Origin of the sequence: Caballeronia sp. GAWG1-1 (assembly GCF_023631465.1) — a bacterium.
Lineage (GTDB): Bacteria > Pseudomonadota > Gammaproteobacteria > Burkholderiales > Burkholderiaceae > Caballeronia.
In genome coordinates this window covers 101,735-123,360 of sequence record NZ_JALQDB010000016.1, presented here as the reverse complement: position 1 = coordinate 123,360, position 21,626 = coordinate 101,735, and the positions used below count along the sequence as shown (strand labels likewise).

The window sequence follows — 21,626 nt, the reverse complement described above, 5'->3', positions numbered from 1 at the left end:
GCCGGCGCTTTGCATAACGTTTGTATGATGAATCGCGGTATTTGTTTCGTCAGTCTTTGGACGATTGCGCTAAAAGAATTTGGGGATAGATATCAATGTGCGGTCACCCTCACAACCGAACAGATTTTGTGGTTTAAGAGCGAAAATCCGCACCACAAAAAACTTTGTCTGCTTATTATTCACACCAACGGATCGATTCCGCCAACCTCTCGTTCCCATCGGTCACGACAACCCGGCGCAGTTCGGGAAAGTCCTTGATGCAATGCAATGGCCGAGAACGCAAGCCGTACTCCTGGAACAAAAAAGCAGCAGAGGATGACCATGCCTTACGCCACTCTCGAACCCGCAGTGATGGGTTGGATGCCGCCCGCGACGAGACCGTCTCAGACCGAGGTGAAACGCATCGCGATTTTGCTGTTCGACGGATTTTCGCTCCTCGGCGCGGGAATCGTCGCGGAAGTTTTTCACATGGCGAACGAACTGTCGTCGGTGAAAGCGAAGGCCGACTGCAAGTACGACGTGCGCTTTCTCTCGGTGGAGGGCGGCAACGTCGCGTGCTCGTCGTCGGTGCGCGTCTGGACCGACGGTCTCGATGCTCGTCACTACGGCGGTTTCGATGCGCTCTTCGTGGCCGGCGGTCGCGGCGCGGATGAAGCGGCCCGCGACGACCGCATCATCGAATGGGTGCGCCGCGTGAATTCGAAGACCACCGTCGTCAAGGCGATCTCCGAAGGCCGCAAGGTGCTGGAAGCCGCGGGTATCGGCAGCGTGCATCCGGGCCTCAACGACCCGCAGGCGCGCTACGGCAACAGCATGATCCACCTCGTGCGCGACGAACCGTCCGCCGATGGCGGCGATCGCTACGAATCGATGAAGGGCGCGCTCCTGCTTGTCAAGCGCGACCTCGGGCTGGACATCTCGCGCAACGTGGCCGAACGCCTGATGCCGGGGTCCGCCGCCAAGCTCGTGTCCATCCTGGGCGACAGCGGCGCGGCATCCGCGGGCGACAAGATTCGCGCGGCGGCGCGCTGGCTCCAGGACAACTGCGAGCGGCCGATCTCCGTCGTCGATGCGGCTCAGGTCGCCGCCATGAGCGAGCGCAACTTTCTGCGCCGCTTCAAGATCGAGATGGGCATCACGCCGTCCGATTATCTGTTGCAGGCACGCCTCGCCGTGACCTGCGCGCTGCTCACCGACTCGGAACTGCCGGTGGACAAGATCGCGCGCAGAAGCGGCATGGGCAACGGCGACCGGCTCGCCAAGATTTTTCGCAAGCGCCTTCTGATCTCTCCGACCGAATATCGGATGCAGAGCCGGCGCGAAGCTAACGGTTGATCCACTCGGACTGGACGCCGGTTCGACAGACCCCGCCTTCTGTGGGGTAGCGGACAAGGATGGCGTTTAGCGTCGAACATTTGGCCGGACCAGATTGGTCCGGGACTCAATCATTCTCGGGCGGCAGATGCTGCGCGTTCGAACTTGCAGGCAGGAGTCCTGATATGAGCAATGATGCACGCACGGAAAGCGAAGTGACGGTGAACGCAGCGAACGCAGAAGCGTCTTCGGCCACGACGGCCGAGGCATGCCGGCGCCTGGTGCCCGTCATTCTCGCCGGCGGCTCGGGCACGCGCCTGTGGCCGATGTCCCGCGAGCAATTCCCGAAGCAACTGATCGGCATCGTTGGCCGCGATTCGCTTTTGCAAGCCACGGTCGGACGCCTCAAGGGCTTCTCCGGCAACTTCAAGGTCGAAGCCGATCCGATCATCGTGTGCGGTGAAGAGCATCGCTTCACGACGGAAGAGCAGACCCGCGAAAGCGGCGTGAACGCACGCATCATCGTCGAACCGGCACGCCGCGACACGGCGCCCGCGCTCACGCTCGCCGCGCTGCAAGCCGTGAAGGGCGGTCAGGACGCGATCATGGTGGCGATGCCCGCCGATCACTCCATCGCCGATTTGCCGGCGCTGCATCGCGCAATCGCGATTGCCGCCGAACACGCTGAGCGCGGCGTGATCGCCACGCTCGGTATTCCGCCGACGCGCCCGGATACGGGCTTCGGTTATATCCGTATCGGTCAGGCGCTCGAAGACGGCGCGCATCAGATCGACCGCTTCGTCGAAAAGCCCGCCGCCGAACTCGCCGCGCAGTACGTCGCCGCGGGCACGTACTGGTGGAACAGCGGCATCTTCGTCGTGCGCGCCAGTGTCTGGCTCGCCGCGCTCGAGAAGCTCAACATCGACATGCACTCGGCCTGCTGCGCCGCGATTTCGGAAGGCAAGGACGACGGCAAGTTCATCCGTCCGCAGGCCGCGCAATTCGGCCGCGCGCCGTCCGATTCGATCGACTACGCGGTCATGGAACACATCGGCACGCCGAGCGCGCCGTGCGAAGGCGTGGTGGTGCCGCTCGTCGCGGGCTGGTCGGACCTCGGTTCGTGGGACGCCGTGTGGGACGCGATGGACAAGGACGACTCGGGCAACGTGGCAAGCGGCCGCGTGGTGTTCGAAGGCGCGACCTCGAGCTATGCGCGCTCCGAGGGCGGCCGTCTTGTGGCCTGCGTCGGCACGACCAACATCATCGTCGTGGAAACGGATGACGCCGTGCTCGTGGCCGACCGTTCCCGCGTGCAGGACATCAAGGGTCTCGTCGCGCGTATCCGCGAGCAGCATGCGCCGGAAGCCGACACCCACCGCAAGGTGCGCCGTCCGTGGGGCTTCTACGACTCCATCGAACATGGCGAGCGGTTCCAGGTGAAGCGCATCGTCGTGACGCCGGGCGCACAGCTCTCGTTGCAGATGCATCACCATCGCGCGGAGCACTGGATCGTCGTGAGCGGCACGGCGCTCGTCACGCGTGGCGAAGAGCAGTTCCTGCTCTCGGAAAACGAATCGACCTTCATTCCGCTCGGCGTGCGTCACCGTCTGGAAAACCCGGGCAAGGTACCGCTCGAAATGATCGAAGTGCAGTCCGGCAGTTATCTCGGCGAAGACGACATCGTGCGCTTCGACGATACGTATGGCCGCAGCTGATCGACGGCGCATACGAACAAGGCAGTCTTCTTTGCAGCGGTAACCAACGACATAAAGACCGTTACGCGAAGGGAGGACAAAAGAGGCAGGTGGTGTCAGGCAACAAGCGATTGCGTTCGGGGGAATGACATGCGCGATTTACAAGGATTGCTGGCGCGTCTTTTTGACGTGGCCATGATCGTCGGCGGCGCCGCTGTGGCGTCGCAGATCCGGTTCGAGTACATAGAGGCACACGCCTATTCGGTGGCGTTCGTCGCCTTTGCGGCGGCTTTCTCGCTCGCGCTGTTTCCCGGCTTCGGCGTGTACGAATCGTGGCGCGGCCGTAGCAAGCTCATGCTCGCGTGCCAGGTCTCACTGGGCTGGCTCGTCGTGCAGGGCTGCGCACTTGCGCTGATGTTCTCGCTGCATCGCCTCGACTACGTCTCGCGCCTCTGGTTCGCCTACTGGACCGCGATGTCCGGCGCGCTTCTGATCGCCGGCCGTCTGCTCACCCATGCGGTCCTCGCCAATGTACGCAACGCCGGTCTCAACCTGCACCAGGTGGCGATCGTCGGTTGCGGCAAGCATTGCGATTCCATCGTCAGAAAGATCGACCGCACGACCGACGCCGGCTTTCGCGCCAGCGCCGCGTTCAACGCAACGCCCGGTCAGGGCCGTCTCAACACGCGTGTGCCGGTGTACGAAGACTTCGACGCGTTCGTCGACTACGTGCGTACCCAGAACGTGCATGAAGTCTGGCTCGCCTTGCCGCTCTCGGAAGAACGCACCATCCTTCGTTTCGTGAACGAGTTCCGCAACGACCTCGTCAACGTGCGTTTCATTCCCGACGTGCGCAGCCTCGCGCTCTTCGAAAGCGGTGTGACGGATCTGCTCGGCGAACCCGCCATCAATCTCGTCGCGTCGCCGTTGTCGCCCAGCGCGCTTCTGCAGAAAGAACTCTTCGACCGCGCCTTCGCGCTTGCCGCGATCATCGCCGTCGCTCCCTTGCTGATTGCCTGCGCCATCGCCGTGAAGCTGTCTTCGCGCGGTCCGGTGCTCTTCACGCAACGCCGTAAAGGCGCGGATGGCCGCGTCTTCAACATCTACAAGTTCCGTTCGATGCGCATGCACACGGAACAGGCCGGAGTGCTTCGTCAGGCCACGCGCAATGATCCGCGCGTGACTCGTGTCGGAGCGTTCCTGCGCCGTACCAGCCTCGATGAGCTGCCGCAGTTCTTCAACGTTCTGCGCGGCGACATGTCGGTCGTGGGCCCGCGTCCGCACGCACTCGAACATGACGACCTTTATCAAAAGGTCGTGTCGGGGTACATCCATCGTTACCGGATCAAGCCGGGCATCACCGGCTGGGCTCAGGTCAACGGCTTTCGCGGGGAAACCGACCGCATCGAAAAAATGGAAGGACGCGTCGCTCATGACTTGTACTACCTCGGTAATTGGTCGTTCGGACTCGATATGAGAATCATCGCCGCTACGATCTTCAAGGGACTACGCCACACCAACGCTTACTGATGCAGGGGACGACCTACATGCACAACCAACAACAACCAGGCAGCATCTCCATGGCCGCCAATATCCAAATGTCGAAGTCGTCGGGCTTCCGGCTCAGCAGCCTTGCGGCGGCAGCCACGCTTTGCGTCGTGATGGCAGGCTGCGGTCTCGCACCGGGTATGAAAATGGAGAAGCCCGCGGCTCTCGTCGAAACTTCGACGGACCAGGGCGACCCGGCAACCACGGTCAACATTCCGATCACGCCGATCGATCTCTCGCTCGTGCGCAAGTTGAAGGCCGCGCAACCGTCGGCCACCGACGATCCGAACGCGAGCCTCTATGGCAAGGCGACGCCGTACAAGCTCGGCGTGGGCGACGTGCTGCAGATCACGGTATGGGATCACCCGGAACTCGTGGCCGCGCTCGGCCAACCGGCCCAGCAGACGCGTATCGCGGATGCCGCTCCCGGCTTTATCGTCGATGCGGACGGCAACTTGCAGTTCCCGTATGTGAACCGCACGCTGCACGTCGCGGGCAAGACGGAATCGCAAGTGCAGCGCGAGCTGTACTCGGAGTTGTCGAAGGTTTTCGTGAAGCCGCAGGTGACGGTGCGCGTGGCTTCGTTCCGCGCTTCGCAGGTGTATATCGACGGCGACGTGCGTACGCCCGGCTCGCAACAGATCAACGACATTCCGATGACGTTGACCGAAGCGATCGGACGCGCGGGCGGTTTCGCGACGACGGCGGACCAGAGCCGCGTCACGCTGATCCGCGATGGCGTCACGTATCACATCAACATGGCCAGCATGACCTCGAAGGGCCGCAGCCCGTCGGACATCATGCTCAAGCCGGGCGATGCGCTGCGTATCGATTCGCGCGACGAGAACGGCGTCTACGTGATGGGCGAAGTGACCAAGCCCGCCACCGTGATCCCGATGCGCAACGGCAAGCTGACCTTGTCCGACGCGATCTCGCAAGCCGGCAGCTTCAACGCCGAGACTTCGGATCCGAAGGAGCTGTACGTGATCCGCAATGGCCAGACCGATACGCCTGAAGTCTACAAGCTGGACGCGCGTTCGCCTGTGTCCATGCTGCTTGCGAACAGTTTCGAATTGCAACCGAAGGATGTCGTCTACGTGGATAACAACGGACTCGTCCGTTTCAGCCGCGTGCTTAACCTGTTGCTGCCGGCGATCAATGCAGGCCTGACCGCGGCCGTGATTACAAAGTAAGCCTCAAGACCGGTGCGCAGGGGCGCGCCGGTCCACCTTGTGCGACTTAAAGAAAGAGCGAGCGAGACCATGGCCATGAACTTTGATACACGATACTCGGACGTCTCGACCGGCGACGAGTTGCGATTATCCGACTACCTGGCCGCTGTACTGGGCAACTGGAAGCTCGTGATGACCGTGATGCTCGCGGTGGTCGCACTGGGTGCCGCGTACGCTTTCATCGCGCCGCCTACTTACAAGGCCGACGCGCTGATCCAGGTGGAAGAGTCGAATAACGCGGGCAACGCTCAAGCGAACCCCAACGCATTGCAGGCCGTCTCGCAGATGTTCGACGCGAAGTCGACCACGGCCGCGCAGATCGAACTGCTGCGCTCGCGCCTCGTCGTCGACGACACGGTGCGCCGTCTGCACCTCGACATCAGCGCGCTTCCGCACACCATGCCCTTCGTGGGCGGTGTGGTTGGCAGCGTGTTCAACATGTTCAACATGCCCATTCCCTCGGGCTACCTCTCGCGCTTTGCGTGGGGCAATGAACAGATCGACGTGCCGCTCTTCGACACGCCGAAGGAACTCTACGAAAAGAAGTTCACGCTGGTCGCCGGAGAAAACGGCACCTACGTGCTGAACGACCCGGACGGCGTTTCCATTCTCACGGGCAAGGTCGGCCAGGAAGCCGCGGGCGTGACCGCGTTCGGTCCGGTCAAGCTCAAGGTGGACAAGCTCGAAAGCCCGGCAGGCGTGCAGTTCGAACTGCAACGCTTCTCGACGCTCACGACCATCGACAATCTCCAGAAGCGTCTGACGGTGGCGGAAACGGCGCTGCAATCGGGCATCATCGGTTTGAGCCTCGAAGGCGGCAACCCGAAGGAAATCGCGCAGATCGTCAACAACATCGCTAATCGCTACGTCGCGCAGGACGCCAACAAGCGTTCCGCCGAAGCCGAGAACACGCTGTCGTTCCTCGATCAGCAGTTGCCCATTCTGAAGAAGCAACTGGACGAAGCCGAGCAGAAGTACAACACGTTCCGCAACAAGCAAGGCACCGTCGACCTTTCCGAGGAAAGCCGCCTGCTGCTGCAACAGATCGTCGATAACAAGACCAAGCTCACGGACCTGCAACAGCAACGCGCCGAACTGTCGCTGCGCTTTACGGCCAACCATCCGTCGGTGCAGGCGCTCGATGCGCAGATCGCATCGCTCACCGGCGCGCAAACGCGTCTCGGCAAGAACGTCTCGACGCTGCCGGATACCGAGCAGACCGCGCTGCGTTATCTGCGTGACGTGCGTGTCAACACCGAGCTCTACACGAACCTCCTGAACAGCGCGCAGCAACTGCGCATTGCGAAGGCCGGGCAGATTGGCAACGTGCGCGTGGTCGACTATGCGCAAGCGCCCGATGATCCTGTCCGTCCGAAGCGCGTGATCGTGATCCTGATCGCAGCCGGTATCGGCCTCGTGCTCGGCATTCTGATCGCCTTCGTGCGCAAGTCCCTGTACGGCGGTGTCGAACGTCCGGAAGAGATCGAAAAGCAACTCGGCGTGCGTGTGTTCGCCATCGTGCCGCGCAGCACCCAGCAACTGCGTCTGCAACGCAAGGTGGGCATGCGCCGCGAAGGACTGCACGTGCTTGCCGCGCAAGCGCCGGAAGATGCCGCTGTCGAAGGCATTCGCGGCCTGCGCACGTCGCTCAACCTGCAACTGGCCGATGCGCGCAACAACGTCGTGATGCTCACCGGTTCGCGTCCTGAAGCGGGCAAGTCGTTCCTTTCGGTGAATCTGGCGACGCTGGTTGCATCGACGAGAAAGCGCGTGCTTCTGATCGACGGCGACATGCGCCGTGGCGACATTCACTCGCATTTCGGCGTGCGTCATTCGCCGGGTCTGTCGGATGTGCTGATGGGCGCGGACGTGACGAGCGCGATCCTGCACGATGTCCTGCCGGGCGTGGACCTTATCACCAAGGGCTCGCTGCCTTCGCATCCGTCGGAACTGCTGGCAAGCGATCGCCTGGGCGAAGTGCTCGAGCATTTGAAGCAACTGTATGACCTCGTGATCGTCGATACCCCGCCGGTGCTGGCGGTGACCGACGCAACGGTGATCGGCAAGCATGCGGGCACGAGTCTTCTCGTCGTGCGGCATGGCAAGAATCAGGTGCAGGAAATCGGGGAAACGATGAAGCGCCTGCATCACGGCGGCGTGAACATGAAGGGCGTACTGCTCACGGATGTACCGCAATCGAAGATGTTGATGGGCAGCACCTACGCTGGCTATTACGGCTACGAAAGCATCGCAGAATAAAAACCGGACGCCGCCTGTAAGAACAATGACCGGCGCGCACCATGTGCATGGGCGCGCCAACACTCAGACCGCATACGAGAGGTTAAGCATGGACCGCAAAGTCGCTTTGATCACGGGCATCACGGGGCAAGACGGGTCGTACCTGGCCGAATTGCTGCTCGAAAAAGGCTATGAGGTGCACGGCATCAAGCGCCGTAGTTCGCTCTTCAACACTGACCGCATCGATCACCTGTATCGTGATCCGCACGATCCGGACCAGCGTCTGTTTCTGCATCACGGCGACCTTACGGATTCGACGAGCCTCGTGCGTATCATCCAGCGCGTGATGCCCGACGAAATCTATAACCTCGCGGCACAAAGCCACGTTGCGGTGTCGTTCGAGGAACCGGAATACACGGCCAACGCCGACGGTCTCGGGGCGCTGCGTATTCTCGAAGCCATCCGCATTCTCGGCCTCGAAAAGAAGACGCGTTTCTATCAGGCATCGACTTCCGAACTCTATGGTCTCGTGCAGGAAATTCCCCAGCGCGAAACCACGCCGTTCTATCCGCGCAGCCCCTATGCGGTCGCGAAGCTCTACGCCTACTGGATCACGGTGAACTACCGCGAAGCGTATGGCATGTATGCATGCAACGGCATTCTGTTCAACCACGAATCGCCGGTGCGCGGCGAGACTTTCGTCACGCGCAAGATCACGCGTGCCATCGCGCGTATCGCGGTCGGCATGCAGGACGATCTGTACCTCGGCAACATGTCCGCGCTGCGCGACTGGGGCCATGCGCGCGACTACGTCGAGATGCAATGGATGATGCTGCAGCAAGAGCAGCCGGAAGACTTCGTGATTGCAACGGGCGTGCAATACAGCGTGCGTGAATTCGTGCAACAGGCAGCGGCCGAACTCGGCGTGCACGTGCGCTTCGAAGGCGAGGGCGTGGATGAAGTGGGTATCGTCGATCGAGTGGAAGGCCGCGAGACGAAGCTGAAGCCGGGTCAGGTGATCGTGCGCGTCGATCCGCGCTACTTCCGTCCGACCGAAGTGGAAACGCTGCTCGGCGATCCGTCGAAGGCGCATGCCAAGCTCGGCTGGCGTCCGCAGACCACCTTCCAGACGCTCGTCAAGGAGATGGTGCGCGCGGACTATCAGATTGCCCGACGCGACGCACTCGTCACGCTCGCCGGTTTCAAGGCCCTGGAACATCACGAGTAAAGCGCATGGACAAGCACGCACGCATTTTCGTGGCGGGACATCGCGGCATGGTGGGCTCGGCGCTGGTGCGCCGGCTCAATAAGGCCGGCTACCGCAACATCGTGACGCGCACGAAGGCGCATCTCGATCTCACCGACCAGGGCGCGGTGAACCTGTTCTTCGAGGAAGAGCATATCGACGTGGTGTTTCTCGCGGCGGCGCGCGTAGGGGGCATCCTCGCGAATTCGACGATGCCCGCCTCGTTCATCTACGAGAACCTAGCGATCCAGACCAACGTGATCCACGCGGCCTGCCGCTGGAACGTGAGCAAGCTCGTGTTCTTCGGTTCGTCGTGCATCTACCCGAAGGCCTGCCCGCAGCCGATCAAGGAAGAATATCTCCTGCAATCGGCGCTTGAGCCGACCAACGAAGCCTATGCGATTGCGAAGATCGCGGGCCTCAAGATGTGCGAGGCGTACAACCGTCAGTACGGCACGAAGTTCGTCTCGGTCATGCCGACGAATCTCTACGGCCCGAACGACAACTACGACCTGAAGAGCAGTCACGTGCTGCCCGCGCTGATTCGCAAGGCGCACGAAGCGAAGCAACGAGGGGATGCGACATTGCCGGTCTGGGGATCGGGCACGCCGCGTCGCGAGTTCCTGCATGTCGACGATCTCGCCGATGCCGCGACCTTCCTCATGGAAAGCGACATCAGCGAAGGCGTATTCAACGTCGGGACAGGTGAAGACCTGACCATCCGCGAACTCGCGCATACGATTTGTCGAGTGGTCGGCTTCGACGGTCAACTCGAGTTCGATGCCAGCAAGCCCGACGGCACGCCGCGCAAGCTGCTCGATGTTTCAAAGCTCGAAGGCATGGGATGGAAGGCGTCGATCGCACTGGAAGAAGGCATCCGCGCGACGTACGGGGACTTCCTCTCGCGTGACGAATCGATGCAAACGCCGGTCGCCGCATAGCCAGCCGCGAACATATCGAATCCTTTCCAAAGGACGCAAAAGAAATGTCAGCATCAGTGACCATTTTTCATAACGTCGTGTGGTCGCGGCATAAAGGCGAAGTTTTGTCCGCGTTGCATAACATCTCGGGGTCCGGCTCTATTCGTTATTCGATGGTGCAGATCGCGGATACGGAGCACGATCGCATCGGCTTTTCCGATGTCGACTATTCGTTCCACCGCTACCCGATGAGAAAGCTATACAGCGGCTGCTATGAAGACGTGCCGACCTGGCGCATGACCATGCGTCTCACTTGGGAAGTGCTCAAGGCGAAGTCCGATCTCGTGGTTTTGCCGGGGTATCACCGTCCGGAATATTGGGCGATGATGGCCGCGTGCATCCTCACCGGAAAGCGCCGCGCCGTGTTCTGCGATTCGACTGCACGTGACAATCCGCGCCGCATGTTGACCTCCATTCCGAAGCGCGTGTTCTTCGCGCTGTGCGACGGTTACTTCGCTTTCGGTACGCGCAGCCGCGAGTATCTGATGTCGCTCGGTGCGAAGCAGGAGAACATTTTCATCCCTTGTCAGGCTGCCGCGCTGCCGCGTTCGTTTTCACCGAAGACGGTGGGTGATGACCGGCTTCTACATCGGCAAGGCAACAAGCCGGTGTTCCTCTATGTCGGACGTCTGTCTGCCGAGAAGGGCATCGATACGCTGGTCGAAGCGTTCAGTACGCTCAAGAAGAGCGTGCCGGATGCCCAGCTGCGTATCGTGGGTACGGGCCCGCTCGGGGACGCGTTGAAGCAGCAAGTGAAAGAGGCTGGTCTCGAGGAATCCGTGCAGTTTCTCGGCAGTCTGCAAGACGCGCCACTGTCGCGCGAGTATTTCAGCGCGACGTGCATGGTGTTGCCGAGCCGGCGTGAACCGTGGGGTCTCGTCACGAACGAAGCATTGAGTCATGGTTGTCCGGTCATCGTCAGCGAAAGCTGCGGCTGCGTTCCGGAACTCGTGGTGGAAGGGGTATCGGGTTACTCCTTCCCTGCGGGCGATGTGGCGGCCTTGCATCGCACGATGCTCAAGTCGTTGGAAGCGTTCGCCGATACGGCGGGCACGGCGAGCCGTTGCACCGATGTGATTCAGCGCTTCGATCCGCCCACGGCGGCTGCCAATATCGCGCGAGGCTGCGCGCTCTTGCTGACCAACTAAGCGGGTGGCAAAAGCGGGACGGTAGATGGAGGAAGACGCACACAGGTAGTGAAGAGACGCTGCCAGACGCGCGGTCCTGCGCGCCTGGTGGCTGGCGCCTTGCCGGACGCGAAAGCCGTTCGGAGCGAAAGGCGCGTTAGTCGGGCGAGGGACCAAATGAGAATACTGATCTACGGGCTGAATTACGCGCCCGAGCTGACGGGAACCGGCAAGTACACGGCAGAGATGGCAGAAGCACTGGCCGCGGGCGGCCACGAAGTGCGCGTCGTCTGCGCGCCGCCATACTACCCGGAGTGGAAGGTCGGCGAGGGGTATCGAAGCTGGCTTCATCGTATCGAGTCACGCAAGGGCGTGCGTGTATGGCGCGCGCCGCTATGGGTGCCCAAGAAGCCTAGCGGCGCAAAGCGCATGTTGCATCTTGCGTCGTTCGCGCTGGCGTCCATGCCCGCGCTCGCGGCGCACGTGGCGTGGCGTCCGCATATCGTAATGAGCATTGCACCGAGCCTCGCCAACGCGCCTGGCGCACTTGCGTTGGCACGTCTGACCGGCGCGCGTTCATGGCTGCATATCCAGGATTTCGAGGTCGATGCCGCCTTCGATCTCGGCCTGCTCAAGAACGCGCGCGCCAGCCGCATGGCGCTCGGCTTCGAACGCTGGCTGATGAAGCACTTCGACGTGGTCTCGTCGATTTCCGACAAGATGGTCGATCGCGCGGTGAGGAAGGGCGTGGAGCTGACGCGCGTGTTCCATCTGCCCAACTGGGTCGATACCGGCGCGATCTTTCCGCTCGATCGTCCGAGCGAGTTTCGTCGTGAACTCGGGATCGGAGAACATACGGGCGTGGTGCTCTATTCGGGCAACATGGGCGCGAAGCAAGGCCTCGAAGTATTGGCCGATGCCGCCGCCGCACTAGCATCGCGCGATGACATCGTCTTCGTGTTTTGCGGTAACGGCGCGACCAAGGCGGAATTGCAGAAGCGTTGCGCGGGTCTCAAGAACACGCGCTTCATGTGCCTTCAGCCGGTTGAGCGTCTGAACGAACTGCTCAATCTCGCCGATGTTCACGTGCTTCCGCAACGCGGCGATGTCGCCGATCTCGTGATGCCTTCGAAGCTCACCGGCATGTTCGCCAGTTCACGCGCCGTGATTGCCATGGCGCATGGCGGCACGGAACTCTACGAAGCCGTCAATGGACGTGGCGTCGTGATCAAGCCGGAGAGCGCGAAGGACCTGACCGATGCGATAGAAATGCTGATCGGCGACCCGGAGTTACGGGCTTCGCATGGCGAGCAAGGACGGCTCTTCGCACAAGAACGTCTGTCGCCGGCTTCCGTGTTTGCACGCCTCGAAGACCGCTTGATCTCGCTCATCGGCAAGCCGGTTCCGCATGCGGCGCCGGTGCGGATCAAGGAAGCGGCTGCGCGGCCGGCGGATACGGATATGTTTATCGAGCGTGCACCTGTCGTCGAGAAGATCGAATAGCAGAGCATCGCGCTGGCTGTTTCACGTGACTTGCAAGGGTTCGTCTTTCATCGAAGACGAACCCTTGTGTTTTTAGTAGGGCGACTTGTAGATGTCTCTGGCGCGCGCGGGATTGGCCGGAGGCTTGAGTCCCGCCGGCGTGGGATAGAGCGTGGCCGCCGCGCCTTGCGGCATCAACATGGCCTTGGCGGTGGCTGCATCGTTTCTTCGACCCGTTGCCCGCAACTGCGCACCCGCACCGGGATTGCCGACATAGCCGTTCTGCTGGGCCAGCAACTTGTCGGTGGGCGAGATGCCCTCAGTGGTCTGCCCGTTCGTGATGGGTCCGCGCTTACCACCTTTGCCGTTGGTCGGCGCGCCATACGGGTCCGAATACGTCGATGGACTTCCGAGCAAGTCCATCTCACCCGCGCCGCCCGCGGCCTGACCGTTGCTCATGGCGGCATCGGCGAAATTGCCTGCATGTGCAAAGGGCGCCGCGGCGAACGCGGTCGCGGCGATGAGCGGGAATAGCACTACACGTAGCGCGTTTTTCATCGAAATCTCCAAAACGGTAGTGCGAAGTTTCCGCAAGTCGGCAGGTGATTGTCTGGTCGCAAGACCTCATTCGGTGCGCTTCCTGCATCGATTCGGTGAACCCGGATACAACGCATGCAACGAATAAATCGGACATGAAAACAGGATATGGCGCGGAACCGATCACTACCGCCAAAAGCCCTGCAGATGCGGCCATTCGTGTATTAGCGCACGCGGGCTCGTGCACCCTTCGCCGATAATCAACCTACCGTATGCGCCTGAGCCGCGCTGCATAGGCATGCTTTCCCTGGCAACGGGCGGGCGGCATGCAGGCATCTCGAGCAATCATGCTTATCAGAAAAGGTAAGACGAGTACGCCTTGAAGCGTACCTAAGGACAAGGCCAAACACGAGTCGCCAGAAAACAAAAGCGCGCTCGATGACAGGCACCGTGCGACAAGCGCTGCACAGCAATGAATCGGCAGTATGCGGGCAGCTGGGCGAGTAGTGAAGCGGAGTGACTGGGGCGGGGGTTCCTAATGGACAGAGCGATCGAAGAGCGTGGCATCGGCGCGGCCAGAAATGGCAACGCTGGCGAGACTGCCACACGGCGCGCGACGGCGTCGGGCAAGGTCATCGACCTGTCGCTCGCGGGTCCCGGCAACTTCGTTGCGAAGCGCGGCTTTCTGACCGAGCTCGTGTGGTTCTTCATCGAAGCATGCTTCATCAATAACAAGCTCATTCCGGTCTCGTTTGTGCGCGTGGCGCTTCTACGCGCATTCGGCGCGCGTATCGGCAGCAACTGCCGCATGCCGCATCCCATTCGCGTGAAGGCGCCGTGGAATCTCGAGGTCGGCGACAACTGCTGGTTCGGCGTCGATGCCTGGATCTACAACCAGACCACGATTCGCATCGGCTCCAACGTCTGCATCTCGCAGGGCGCGTTTCTCACTACCGGCTCGCACGACGTGGGCGGCAACATGGACTTGCAGGTCGCACCGATCGTGATCGAAGACGGCGTCTGGATCACTTCGAAATGCGTGGTGCAGATGGGCGTGACCATCGGGCGCTCGGCAGTCGTCACACCGCTTTCCGTCGTACATCGTTCGCTCGATGCGGAAGGCGTGTATGGCGGCAACCCAGTGCGCTTCATCAAAAAACGCTTCCCTGCATGAGTTTTATCGCGGTCGCGCGCTTCGTGATCGACGCGGCCCGGTCGTTTTTGAAAGCACAAGACATCTGAGGCACGGAGACAAAGCGCGCGCGGCGTGATGCGGGCATGTGATGCCGCGTATCACGGCGGGCTTTCGTGAACCGACAGCGAAGGAGACTTGCAAGCTCATGCGGAGCCCTGCGGCAGCACACGCGAACAAGCGCGAATAGCGCGTATATGGCGTACAGGGCGCCGTCGGGATCGTTCGAATCCGGCAAGAAGATGCGTCGCCAAGACGAGCGACGCCTCGCAACCGGATGCGGCGTTTGGACAACGGGTCAGGGGCGCGGTGCATTGCCGGCAACATGGCACACCGCTTAAGCACGAGTAAGAAGGAGCACGGGGCATGTTCATTGACAGCCGAAGCGTAGAGCAAGGCGCGGTAATCGATACCACGGTCTGCATCGTCGGGGCGGGGGTGGCCGGCATCACGCTGGCGCTCGAACTCGAAAGGCAGGGCATCGACGCGTGCCTCCTGGAAAGCGGCGGGTACAAAGCGGACGACGAAACGCGCGATCTGTATCGCGGCGAGAACGTCGGCGTGCCGTACGAGTTCGCCGATGGTTGCCGCAGCCGCTTTCTCGGCGGCAGCAGCAATTGCTGGGGCGGCTGGTGCCGTCCGCTCGATCCGTGGGATTTCGAAAAGCGCGACTGGGTGAAAGACAGCGGCTGGCCTTTCAGCCTGGACGAGTTGCGCCCTTACTATGCGCGCACGCATCAACTGCTGCAGCTCGGCGAGAATAATTTCGATCCGGCCTACTGGGAAGCGGCGATTCATCGTTCGGATGTCAAGCGTCATCCATTCCCGACGGGCAAGGTGCGCGACACGATCTCGCAGTTCAGCCCGCCGGTGCGCTTCGGCAAGGTGTATCGCAAGCATCTGCTCGATGCGAAGAACGTGCGCGTGATGCTGTACGCGAACGCGATGAACATCGACACCGACACCGACGCACGCACCGTCACGAAGATCGATATCGGCACCATCAGCGGCCGGCGCTTTGCGATTCGCGCGAAGGTCTTCGTGCTCGCGACAGGCGGTATCGAAAACGCGCGTCTGTTGTTGTCGTCGAACAAGGTGCAGAAGGCGGGTCTCGGCAACGGCAACGATCTGGTGGGCCGTTACTTCATGGACCATCCGCGCATCATGTCGGCGAAGGTGAACTTCAAGAAGGAATGGGCGCGCAACAAGCTCTACGACATCAAGTATCACTATCAGAACAAGGCGGTCTCGGCGCACGGTACGTTCATCTCTTCGCAATTCGCGCTCACGCAGTCCGTGCTGGAACGCGAGAAGCTCCTGAACGCGCGCTCGTGGTTCTATTCGGTGTTCCGTGGTGAGAACACCGAGGGTTCCGAAGCGTTGATCCGCGCGAAACAGGCCATGCTCAAGAAGGATCAGCCGGGCTACAGCATGGCGGGCGACCTCATGACCATGATGGCGCATCCCGTCGATACCGCGTGCTTCGGTCTTGCGCGTCTGTTGCAACCGCGTTCGCTCATCACCGAAGTGAAGATTCAGACGATCGTGGAAGCGGAGCCGAATCGCGACAGCCGCGTGACGCTCTCGGCGCAGAAAGACGCGCTCGGAATGAATCGCGTGTCGGTGGACTGGCAAGTGACCGAGCTCGTGAAGCGCACCTTCGATCGCACGGTGACGCTTCTTGCCGAGGAACTGAAGCGCGGCGGCGTGGCCGACGTGGAGCTCGACGAGCCGCTCGAAGGCAAGCCGTGGCCCGCGCAGCTCGAAGGCACATGGCATCACATGGGCACGACGCGCATGCACGACTCGGAAAAGGAAGGCGTGGTCGATCGCAACCTGAAGATTCACGGCATGAGCAACCTGTATGTGGCGGGCAGCTCGGTGTTCCCGACGGTTGGCGCAAACTTCCCGACCATCACGATCGCCGCGATGACCCTGCGTCTCGGTAGCCATCTCGGCCGCATGCTGAAGAACGATGAAAGCACGCCGGCAGCGACGCTCGTCTCTTCGTCCGGCACGCCGCTCAAGGGTATCGTCACCGAGGAAATGCCGATGGCCGCATCGGCCATGCATATGCCGGGTGATCTGAGCAAGGCGTGAGGCAGGGCAGCAGCACCTGAAGCGCAAAACGCCGCCGGTCGTCGAGGACCGGCGGCGTTTCGTTTTGATGCGTGCGAGCGGGCATCGCTATAATCGCCGTCCACACCCGGCTTTTTTAGGTATATCGCTCGTGAAACTGCTTATCGCCCTGACACTTGCCCAGCTCTTGCTCGTAGCCTGCTCGTTCTCCGAAACCGAAGCGCAGAAGGCTGGGCGCTTCACGCGCACCGAGCAATCGCTCGAAGAGGCGCAGCGCAACGCGACCGTCGAATGCAACGACGCGGCGCAATGCGACGCGGCCTGGAAGCTGACGAAGACGTATGTGGAAAAAAGTTCGAAGGAACGTCTGTTGCGCGCGGACGATGTCGCGATCGACACCGACATGCCTTCAGGCTCAGGCAAGCCGGTCTATTCGGCGACGCGCACGGCGAAGGGCAGTGGCGCAACCATCGTGCTATATGCGCAATGCCGCGACATGTACGGCGAAGAGCGCACCGTGGGCTCGGACTACAACGGCTGCGCGGAAAAGATCATCGCCACGCAGAACGGCTTCGTCGATTACCTGAAGGCCAATCTGGTCGCGAAATAAGCACGCATCAACCGGCTTGCCGCTTCAAACGCAAGGCATCGGTCCTGCCGCCGCGCGGTCCCGCCGTTTCGCGCAGCACGCGGACGAGATCCTTCGACATGGCGTCGACATGAAAGCGTTGCATGAAGGTCTTGAGCGCTTGCTCGCGCATGGCTTCGACCTTGGCGGTATCCATGCGCAGCCAGGTCGATAACGCATCGGCGGCGCCCTCGACGGTATCGGTCGTCACGATTCCCGCGCCGTCTTCTTTCACTTCGCGCCAGATGTTGACCTTGTCGGAGATCAGCACCGGCAAGCGCGAACCCAGCGCTTCCGCAACCGCAATGCCGAAGTTCTCCTGATGCGAAGGCAGCGCGAAGACATCGCTCGTGCGAAACGCGCCCCACTTCAAGTCACCACTTAGCATGCCGGTCCACGTCATGCGAGTCTCGATGCCAAGTTCCTTGGCGAGCGTACGCAGATTGGCGGCGAACTCGCCGTCGTCGGGACCGGCCATCACGAGATGCGCGTTCGTGTCGATATCGCGCACGTTGGCGAACGCCTTCAGCAGCAAGTCGCAGCCTTTTTTCTCGTGAATACGGCCGAGAAACAGAATGGTGCGCTTGCCCGCGAGTTGCGGAAACTTCGCCAGGAACGCTTCGCGCAACGCGGTGGAATCGGCGGGCGGCGGGCGCGTGCCGAACGCGACCACTTCCTCATTCGCGCGATACAGTTTGAACGACTCGCGTGCAAGCAGTCGCTCTTCCTGCGTCGTGAACAGCACGCGGCGCGCATCGCGCAGGACGCGATATTCGGCCCACGGCCAATAGAGGCTTTTCTTCAGATGCTTGAGCGGATACGTGCGCTTGAACCACGGATCGAGCATGCCGTGCGGAAACACGTAATAGGGCACGCTGCTGTCGCGCAGAGCATTCCACGTGCCGTAGCCGTGATACTGCCAGAGACCGTTGACGATCACGGCATCGAAGCGCGTTGCGTGTTCCTTGAGCCACGGCACGAGCTTCGGCGTGAGTCCGTAGAAGCCGCGCACCGGACCCAACGCATGAAGACGCAGGGGAAAACTCGCGAGCCACGGTGCATCGGGTGCGTCGAGTGAGACCACTTCGATCTCATGGCCCATCGTCTGCATGCTGATGCCGCTTTGCAGCACGCCTTCGATGGGACCGCCCGCGCGTGGATCGACAGTGGAAAGCAGATGCAGAATCTTCATGGCGTATGAAATGGCTCGTGTCAGGCGGACGGCGCGAAGGTGCTCGCGCCCGGCGGCGAATCGCGCCGGCCGTCGTCATGATGACCATGCGTGAGGCCCGGTGCGTGCGATGCGTGCGTCGGCAAGGCATCGGGCGTGGGCTCGAAAAACGGCTGCATGTCGGGATGCACGGGACCGAAGGGACTTCTGAACGATGGCCGCGGCGCCGCCGTCTCAGTCGCACGCGTGCGCAATGCATGAGCGATGCGCGCATAGGCGGCGACCAGCAGACCGAGCGCGACGCCGAACACGATGCCCGAGAAACGGTTGCCGAGTGGATTGCCGCCCACCGACGTCGCGGGCAGCGAGGCGACCACGAGCAACGCGCGTCCGAGCACCGGCAGATACATCACATCCGGCGCGCGATGCTTCCATGCGCGATACGCCATGGAGCCGCGATAGAGCGCCCACAGCAACGCGATCGGCAACGCAATACCGAACATGATGCCGCCCGCGAAGAACTGATAGACCCAGAAGTTGTGGCCGGCCGCCCATTCCTTGATCGCGTAGAAATCCTTCTTGGTCATCTGACCGGCGAGGTCCGGCAGATACGTCGGCGAATAGCGATAGTCGTGACCGTATCCGAGACCGACCGCGACGGAGAGTGGCGAGGCCATCGTCTGATCGTATTGATCCTTCATCTCGGCAAGGCGCGTGATGGTGGTCGGATCGCGGCCGGACTCCGTGTCTTTCGAGAACGACATGCGCTGCGCCCAGTGCTCGGCAACACTGGGGAAGAACGCGGCAGACGCGGCCACCATCGCGCCGAGAAGCGCCGCGATCATGACCGCGCGCAAGCCGGCCGTGAAGAGATGGCGGATGGACGGCGCGGCAAGCCAGGTCGCATAAATGAACAGCAGGATGGTGCCGACGAGCAGACTGCGCGTCACGCTGAGCAGTTCGATCACGACGGTGCCGAGAAACAGCAACGCGGTGAACTTAGTGACGCGCCGCGCGATGACGAACTCATGCAGCAACAGTCCTTGCAAGCAGAGGAACGTCACGGAGACGATGCGAAAGCGCACGCTGTCGAGGCCGCCGCCGGTTGCCATGCCGTAGGCGAAGCTGAAGACGAGCGAGGCGATCATCGACCAGTACATTGCGCGTTCGATCTGTTCGAGACGCTGAGAGTCCCACGGACGGCATGCGACGAAATAGCCGAGCAGCATCAGGAGGAACGGCAGAATCACGCGCATGTAGTTGCCGGAGTCGTTGCCCTGCAACACCTGCGTGGCGATACTGCCGACCATGGTGAGCATGAAGAGCGACGTGATGACCGTGCGCAGCCGCGAGCGATAAGCAAAGCGCGGTCCGATCAGCATAAGCGCGATGGCGGCGCCGATGGAAGGCACGGTGAGAAGAATCTGGATGGCCTTGCTGGCTGTCTCGGCGGCCTTGAAGTCGAAAGCGAGCGGCAGCAGGAAGAGCCAGATCCAGACGACGGCGAACTTGTTGCGCATGGCGTTCTCTTTAGATCGCAAAGCTCTTCGAGCTTCATATCCTCGCGGCGTCTGCCGCTGCATACCCGGAAAGCCTGAGTCGCGTTTCGTTTCGTGATGCTGTTGATGGATGCGACGGTTCCGGGAGCCCCGTATTTGTGGGTCGAATATATCAGCGGGTTTTCGAGCATGCCGTCGCGGCGGCGTTTTGCGACTAGCGTTAGGCGCGAAACGACGGACGCCCATGTGCGCCGCACCACGCTCGCCGTGAGCGCTTAAAGACATTGTTGCCGAGCGCGCATACGAGATTCGCCGATGTCGGCTAACTGCGCGATTCTGGCGGATCGCAACGATAGTCTGGACCGATTATTGGACAGCCGCGATGCTCGTTCTTCGTGCACGAGCGTGCGTGCGCGCGCCGTCGACGGGACAGTCAAATGCGGCGTCAACTACAACAGAAAGACCTTCGCAGAAGGGGGAAGACATGAGCCTGTTCGGCGTGCCGCGCATTCAGGGAGCGAGTCGCTCGATCGAGCTCGACTTCATCCGGGGTCTCGCGATCATCGCGGTGATGGGATATCACTTCCATTCGTATCCCACGGGTAGCGCGTTTATCGCGGCGATCGAGTATCCGCTCAAGAGCTTCGGGCACGAAGGCGTGAATCTGTTCTTCACGCTGAGCGGCTATCTCGTCGGCGGATTGCTGCTCAGGCAATACGCGCAAGAGGAACGTATCGATGCGGGGCGCTTCATCGTGCGTCGGATCTTCAAGATCTGGCCTGCTTATTACGCGCTGATTCTGTTTCATGTGGTGGCGGGACGGCATCCGACCGATACCTTCCTCGTGCAGAACCTCACGCACATGCAGAACTTCTTTGGTTCGTCGATTGCACAGACCTGGAGTCTTGCCGTCGAAGAGCATTTCTATCTGTTCCTGCCGTTGCTTCTGATCGTGCTGGCGCGGTGGCGTGCGGATTTCAAGACTATTCTTGCCGTACTGGGATCGATCTGCGTGGTGGTGTTGGTTGCACGAAGTATCGCGGTTTATAACGGGCATCTCGAGGAGACCTTCTTCTATACGCAGTACCGCATCGACAGCTTGCTGTTCGGCGTGATGCTCGCGACCGTTCGTTGGCTCAAGCCGAATATCTATCGTTCGATTGCGGCGCAAAAGCACTTGCTGATCGCGATGGTCGTCGGCGTCGTGTTATGGCTCGTCTTCGGAACGCGCAACGTGGCGCTCGATCAGAGCATCGGCTATACGATCCAGGCGATCGGATTCTGCGCGCTCATCGTGCTGACGCTCGAATATTCGAAGTCGACCAGGCAGAGCATGATTTATCGCGTGATCGGATGGATCGGGGTGTATTCATACGGCATCTATCTTTGGCATTCGCTGGCGCTGGCTCCGGGCGACATGCTCATTCGCCGGGCCGCGGCGCTGCATGTGCCGGCCATTCCCGCTTGGTTCGCAATCATGGGCGCGCAGTTCGCTATTGCCATCGTCGTAGGATACGTGACCACGCGCGCTGTCGAGTTTCCGTTCTTGAGGATTCGGGACGCGCTCTTTCCGGCGAAGCGGAAGGCGGAGGTGCCGGTTTCGGCGGTTGAGCCGCAGGCTTGATTGGCTTACGGGAGCAAGAAAAAAGAAGCCGCCTT

Annotated in this window: 16 protein-coding genes; 13 read left to right on the top strand and 3 right to left on the bottom strand. The window is 61.4% G+C overall.

Annotated elements, in window-relative coordinates; translation table 11 throughout:
* The first annotated feature begins 321 nt into the window (after positions 1 to 321).
* From NCT03_RS10890 to NCT03_RS10850, 9 genes are all read left to right on the top strand, one after another.
* Positions 322 to 1,335: a GlxA family transcriptional regulator gene (locus NCT03_RS10890; RefSeq protein ID WP_244826049.1), complete on the top strand. Its 1,014-nt coding sequence runs from the start codon at positions 322 to 324 to the stop codon at positions 1,333 to 1,335.
* Between the two features lie 164 nt (positions 1,336 to 1,499).
* Complete coding sequence (locus tag NCT03_RS10885) at positions 1,500 to 3,029, top strand: mannose-1-phosphate guanylyltransferase/mannose-6-phosphate isomerase (protein WP_244826048.1); 1,530 nt, start codon at positions 1,500 to 1,502, stop codon at positions 3,027 to 3,029.
* A gap of 129 nt (positions 3,030 to 3,158) precedes the next feature.
* The gene (locus NCT03_RS10880; protein ID WP_250465406.1) at positions 3,159 to 4,538 is read left to right on the top strand and encodes an undecaprenyl-phosphate glucose phosphotransferase; all 1,380 of its coding nucleotides are present in this window, start codon (positions 3,159 to 3,161) and stop codon (positions 4,536 to 4,538) included.
* 50 nt (positions 4,539 to 4,588) lie between these two features.
* Positions 4,589 to 5,749 carry a polysaccharide biosynthesis/export family protein gene (locus NCT03_RS10875; RefSeq protein WP_244826045.1) on the top strand — a complete coding sequence of 387 codons (1,161 nt, stop codon included), beginning with the start codon at positions 4,589 to 4,591 and terminating at the stop codon, positions 5,747 to 5,749.
* A 69-nt stretch (positions 5,750 to 5,818) separates the two neighbouring features.
* Complete coding sequence (locus NCT03_RS10870) at positions 5,819 to 8,047, top strand: polysaccharide biosynthesis tyrosine autokinase (RefSeq protein WP_244826043.1); 2,229 nt, start codon at positions 5,819 to 5,821, stop codon at positions 8,045 to 8,047.
* An 88-nt stretch (positions 8,048 to 8,135) separates the two neighbouring features.
* On the top strand, positions 8,136 to 9,254 hold the full coding sequence (gene gmd, locus NCT03_RS10865) for a GDP-mannose 4,6-dehydratase (RefSeq protein ID WP_244826041.1): 1,119 nt from the start codon (positions 8,136 to 8,138) through the stop codon (positions 9,252 to 9,254).
* A gap of 5 nt (positions 9,255 to 9,259) precedes the next feature.
* On the top strand, positions 9,260 to 10,213 hold the full coding sequence (locus NCT03_RS10860; protein ID WP_244826040.1) for a GDP-L-fucose synthase family protein: 954 nt from the start codon (positions 9,260 to 9,262) through the stop codon (positions 10,211 to 10,213).
* 44 nt (positions 10,214 to 10,257) lie between these two features.
* Entirely contained in the window at positions 10,258 to 11,400 is a 1,143-nt protein-coding gene (locus NCT03_RS10855; protein ID WP_250465405.1) for a glycosyltransferase family 4 protein, read from the top strand.
* Positions 11,401 to 11,556: 156 nt separating this feature from the next.
* Positions 11,557 to 12,882: a glycosyltransferase WbuB gene (locus tag NCT03_RS10850; RefSeq protein WP_250465403.1), complete on the top strand. Its 1,326-nt coding sequence runs from the start codon at positions 11,557 to 11,559 to the stop codon at positions 12,880 to 12,882.
* Positions 12,883 to 12,954: 72 nt separating this feature from the next.
* On the opposite strand, the gene NCT03_RS10845 is transcribed toward NCT03_RS10850, so the two are convergent.
* Positions 12,955 to 13,419, bottom strand: coding sequence for a hypothetical protein (locus NCT03_RS10845; RefSeq protein WP_250465401.1), 465 nt, complete (start codon positions 13,417 to 13,419; stop codon positions 12,955 to 12,957).
* A gap of 517 nt (positions 13,420 to 13,936) precedes the next feature.
* Between NCT03_RS10845 and NCT03_RS10840 the strand changes: the two genes are divergently transcribed.
* The 3 genes from NCT03_RS10840 to NCT03_RS10830 all read left to right on the top strand — a co-directional run bounded on the left by NCT03_RS10840 (position 13,937) and on the right by NCT03_RS10830 (position 17,279).
* On the top strand, positions 13,937 to 14,572 hold the full coding sequence (locus NCT03_RS10840) for a DapH/DapD/GlmU-related protein (protein ID WP_250465400.1): 636 nt from the start codon (positions 13,937 to 13,939) through the stop codon (positions 14,570 to 14,572).
* Between the two features lie 384 nt (positions 14,573 to 14,956).
* Complete coding sequence (locus NCT03_RS10835) at positions 14,957 to 16,690, top strand: FAD-dependent oxidoreductase (protein ID WP_244826035.1); 1,734 nt, start codon at positions 14,957 to 14,959, stop codon at positions 16,688 to 16,690.
* Positions 16,691 to 16,820: 130 nt separating this feature from the next.
* Entirely contained in the window at positions 16,821 to 17,279 is a 459-nt protein-coding gene (locus NCT03_RS10830; RefSeq protein WP_244826034.1) for a hypothetical protein, read from the top strand.
* 7 nt (positions 17,280 to 17,286) lie between these two features.
* Here NCT03_RS10830 and NCT03_RS10825 read toward each other — a convergent pair whose 3' ends face one another.
* Both NCT03_RS10825 and NCT03_RS10820 read right to left on the bottom strand, forming a co-directional pair.
* Positions 17,287 to 18,489 (bottom strand): glycosyltransferase, encoded by a 1,203-nt coding sequence (locus tag NCT03_RS10825; protein ID WP_250465398.1) that lies wholly within the window; start codon positions 18,487 to 18,489, stop codon positions 17,287 to 17,289.
* Positions 18,490 to 18,509: 20 nt separating this feature from the next.
* Complete coding sequence (locus NCT03_RS10820) at positions 18,510 to 19,988, bottom strand: O-antigen ligase family protein (protein WP_250492636.1); 1,479 nt, start codon at positions 19,986 to 19,988, stop codon at positions 18,510 to 18,512.
* A 463-nt stretch (positions 19,989 to 20,451) separates the two neighbouring features.
* Here NCT03_RS10820 and NCT03_RS10815 point away from each other — a divergent pair, with 463 nt between their 5' ends.
* Positions 20,452 to 21,591: an acyltransferase family protein gene (locus NCT03_RS10815; RefSeq protein ID WP_250465395.1), complete on the top strand. Its 1,140-nt coding sequence runs from the start codon at positions 20,452 to 20,454 to the stop codon at positions 21,589 to 21,591.
* Positions 21,592 to 21,626: the final 35 nt, after the last annotated feature.

Coding starts and splice junctions, on each gene's coding strand:
- NCT03_RS10890 (WP_244826049.1), top strand. CDS start 322: ATGCCTTACGCCACTCTCGAACCCGCAGTGATGGGTTGGATGCCGCCC.
- NCT03_RS10885 (WP_244826048.1), top strand. CDS start 1,500: ATGAGCAATGATGCACGCACGGAAAGCGAAGTGACGGTGAACGCAGCG.
- NCT03_RS10880 (WP_250465406.1), top strand. CDS start 3,159: ATGCGCGATTTACAAGGATTGCTGGCGCGTCTTTTTGACGTGGCCATG.
- NCT03_RS10875 (WP_244826045.1), top strand. CDS start 4,589: ATGGCCGCCAATATCCAAATGTCGAAGTCGTCGGGCTTCCGGCTCAGC.
- NCT03_RS10870 (WP_244826043.1), top strand. CDS start 5,819: ATGGCCATGAACTTTGATACACGATACTCGGACGTCTCGACCGGCGAC.
- gmd (WP_244826041.1), top strand. CDS start 8,136: ATGGACCGCAAAGTCGCTTTGATCACGGGCATCACGGGGCAAGACGGG.
- NCT03_RS10860 (WP_244826040.1), top strand. CDS start 9,260: ATGGACAAGCACGCACGCATTTTCGTGGCGGGACATCGCGGCATGGTG.
- NCT03_RS10855 (WP_250465405.1), top strand. CDS start 10,258: ATGTCAGCATCAGTGACCATTTTTCATAACGTCGTGTGGTCGCGGCAT.
- NCT03_RS10850 (WP_250465403.1), top strand. CDS start 11,557: ATGAGAATACTGATCTACGGGCTGAATTACGCGCCCGAGCTGACGGGA.
- NCT03_RS10845 (WP_250465401.1), bottom strand. CDS start 13,419: ATGAAAAACGCGCTACGTGTAGTGCTATTCCCGCTCATCGCCGCGACC.
- NCT03_RS10840 (WP_250465400.1), top strand. CDS start 13,937: ATGGACAGAGCGATCGAAGAGCGTGGCATCGGCGCGGCCAGAAATGGC.
- NCT03_RS10835 (WP_244826035.1), top strand. CDS start 14,957: ATGTTCATTGACAGCCGAAGCGTAGAGCAAGGCGCGGTAATCGATACC.
- NCT03_RS10825 (WP_250465398.1), bottom strand. CDS start 18,489: ATGAAGATTCTGCATCTGCTTTCCACTGTCGATCCACGCGCGGGCGGT.
- NCT03_RS10820 (WP_250492636.1), bottom strand. CDS start 19,988: ATGCGCAACAAGTTCGCCGTCGTCTGGATCTGGCTCTTCCTGCTGCCG.
- NCT03_RS10815 (WP_250465395.1), top strand. CDS start 20,452: ATGAGCCTGTTCGGCGTGCCGCGCATTCAGGGAGCGAGTCGCTCGATC.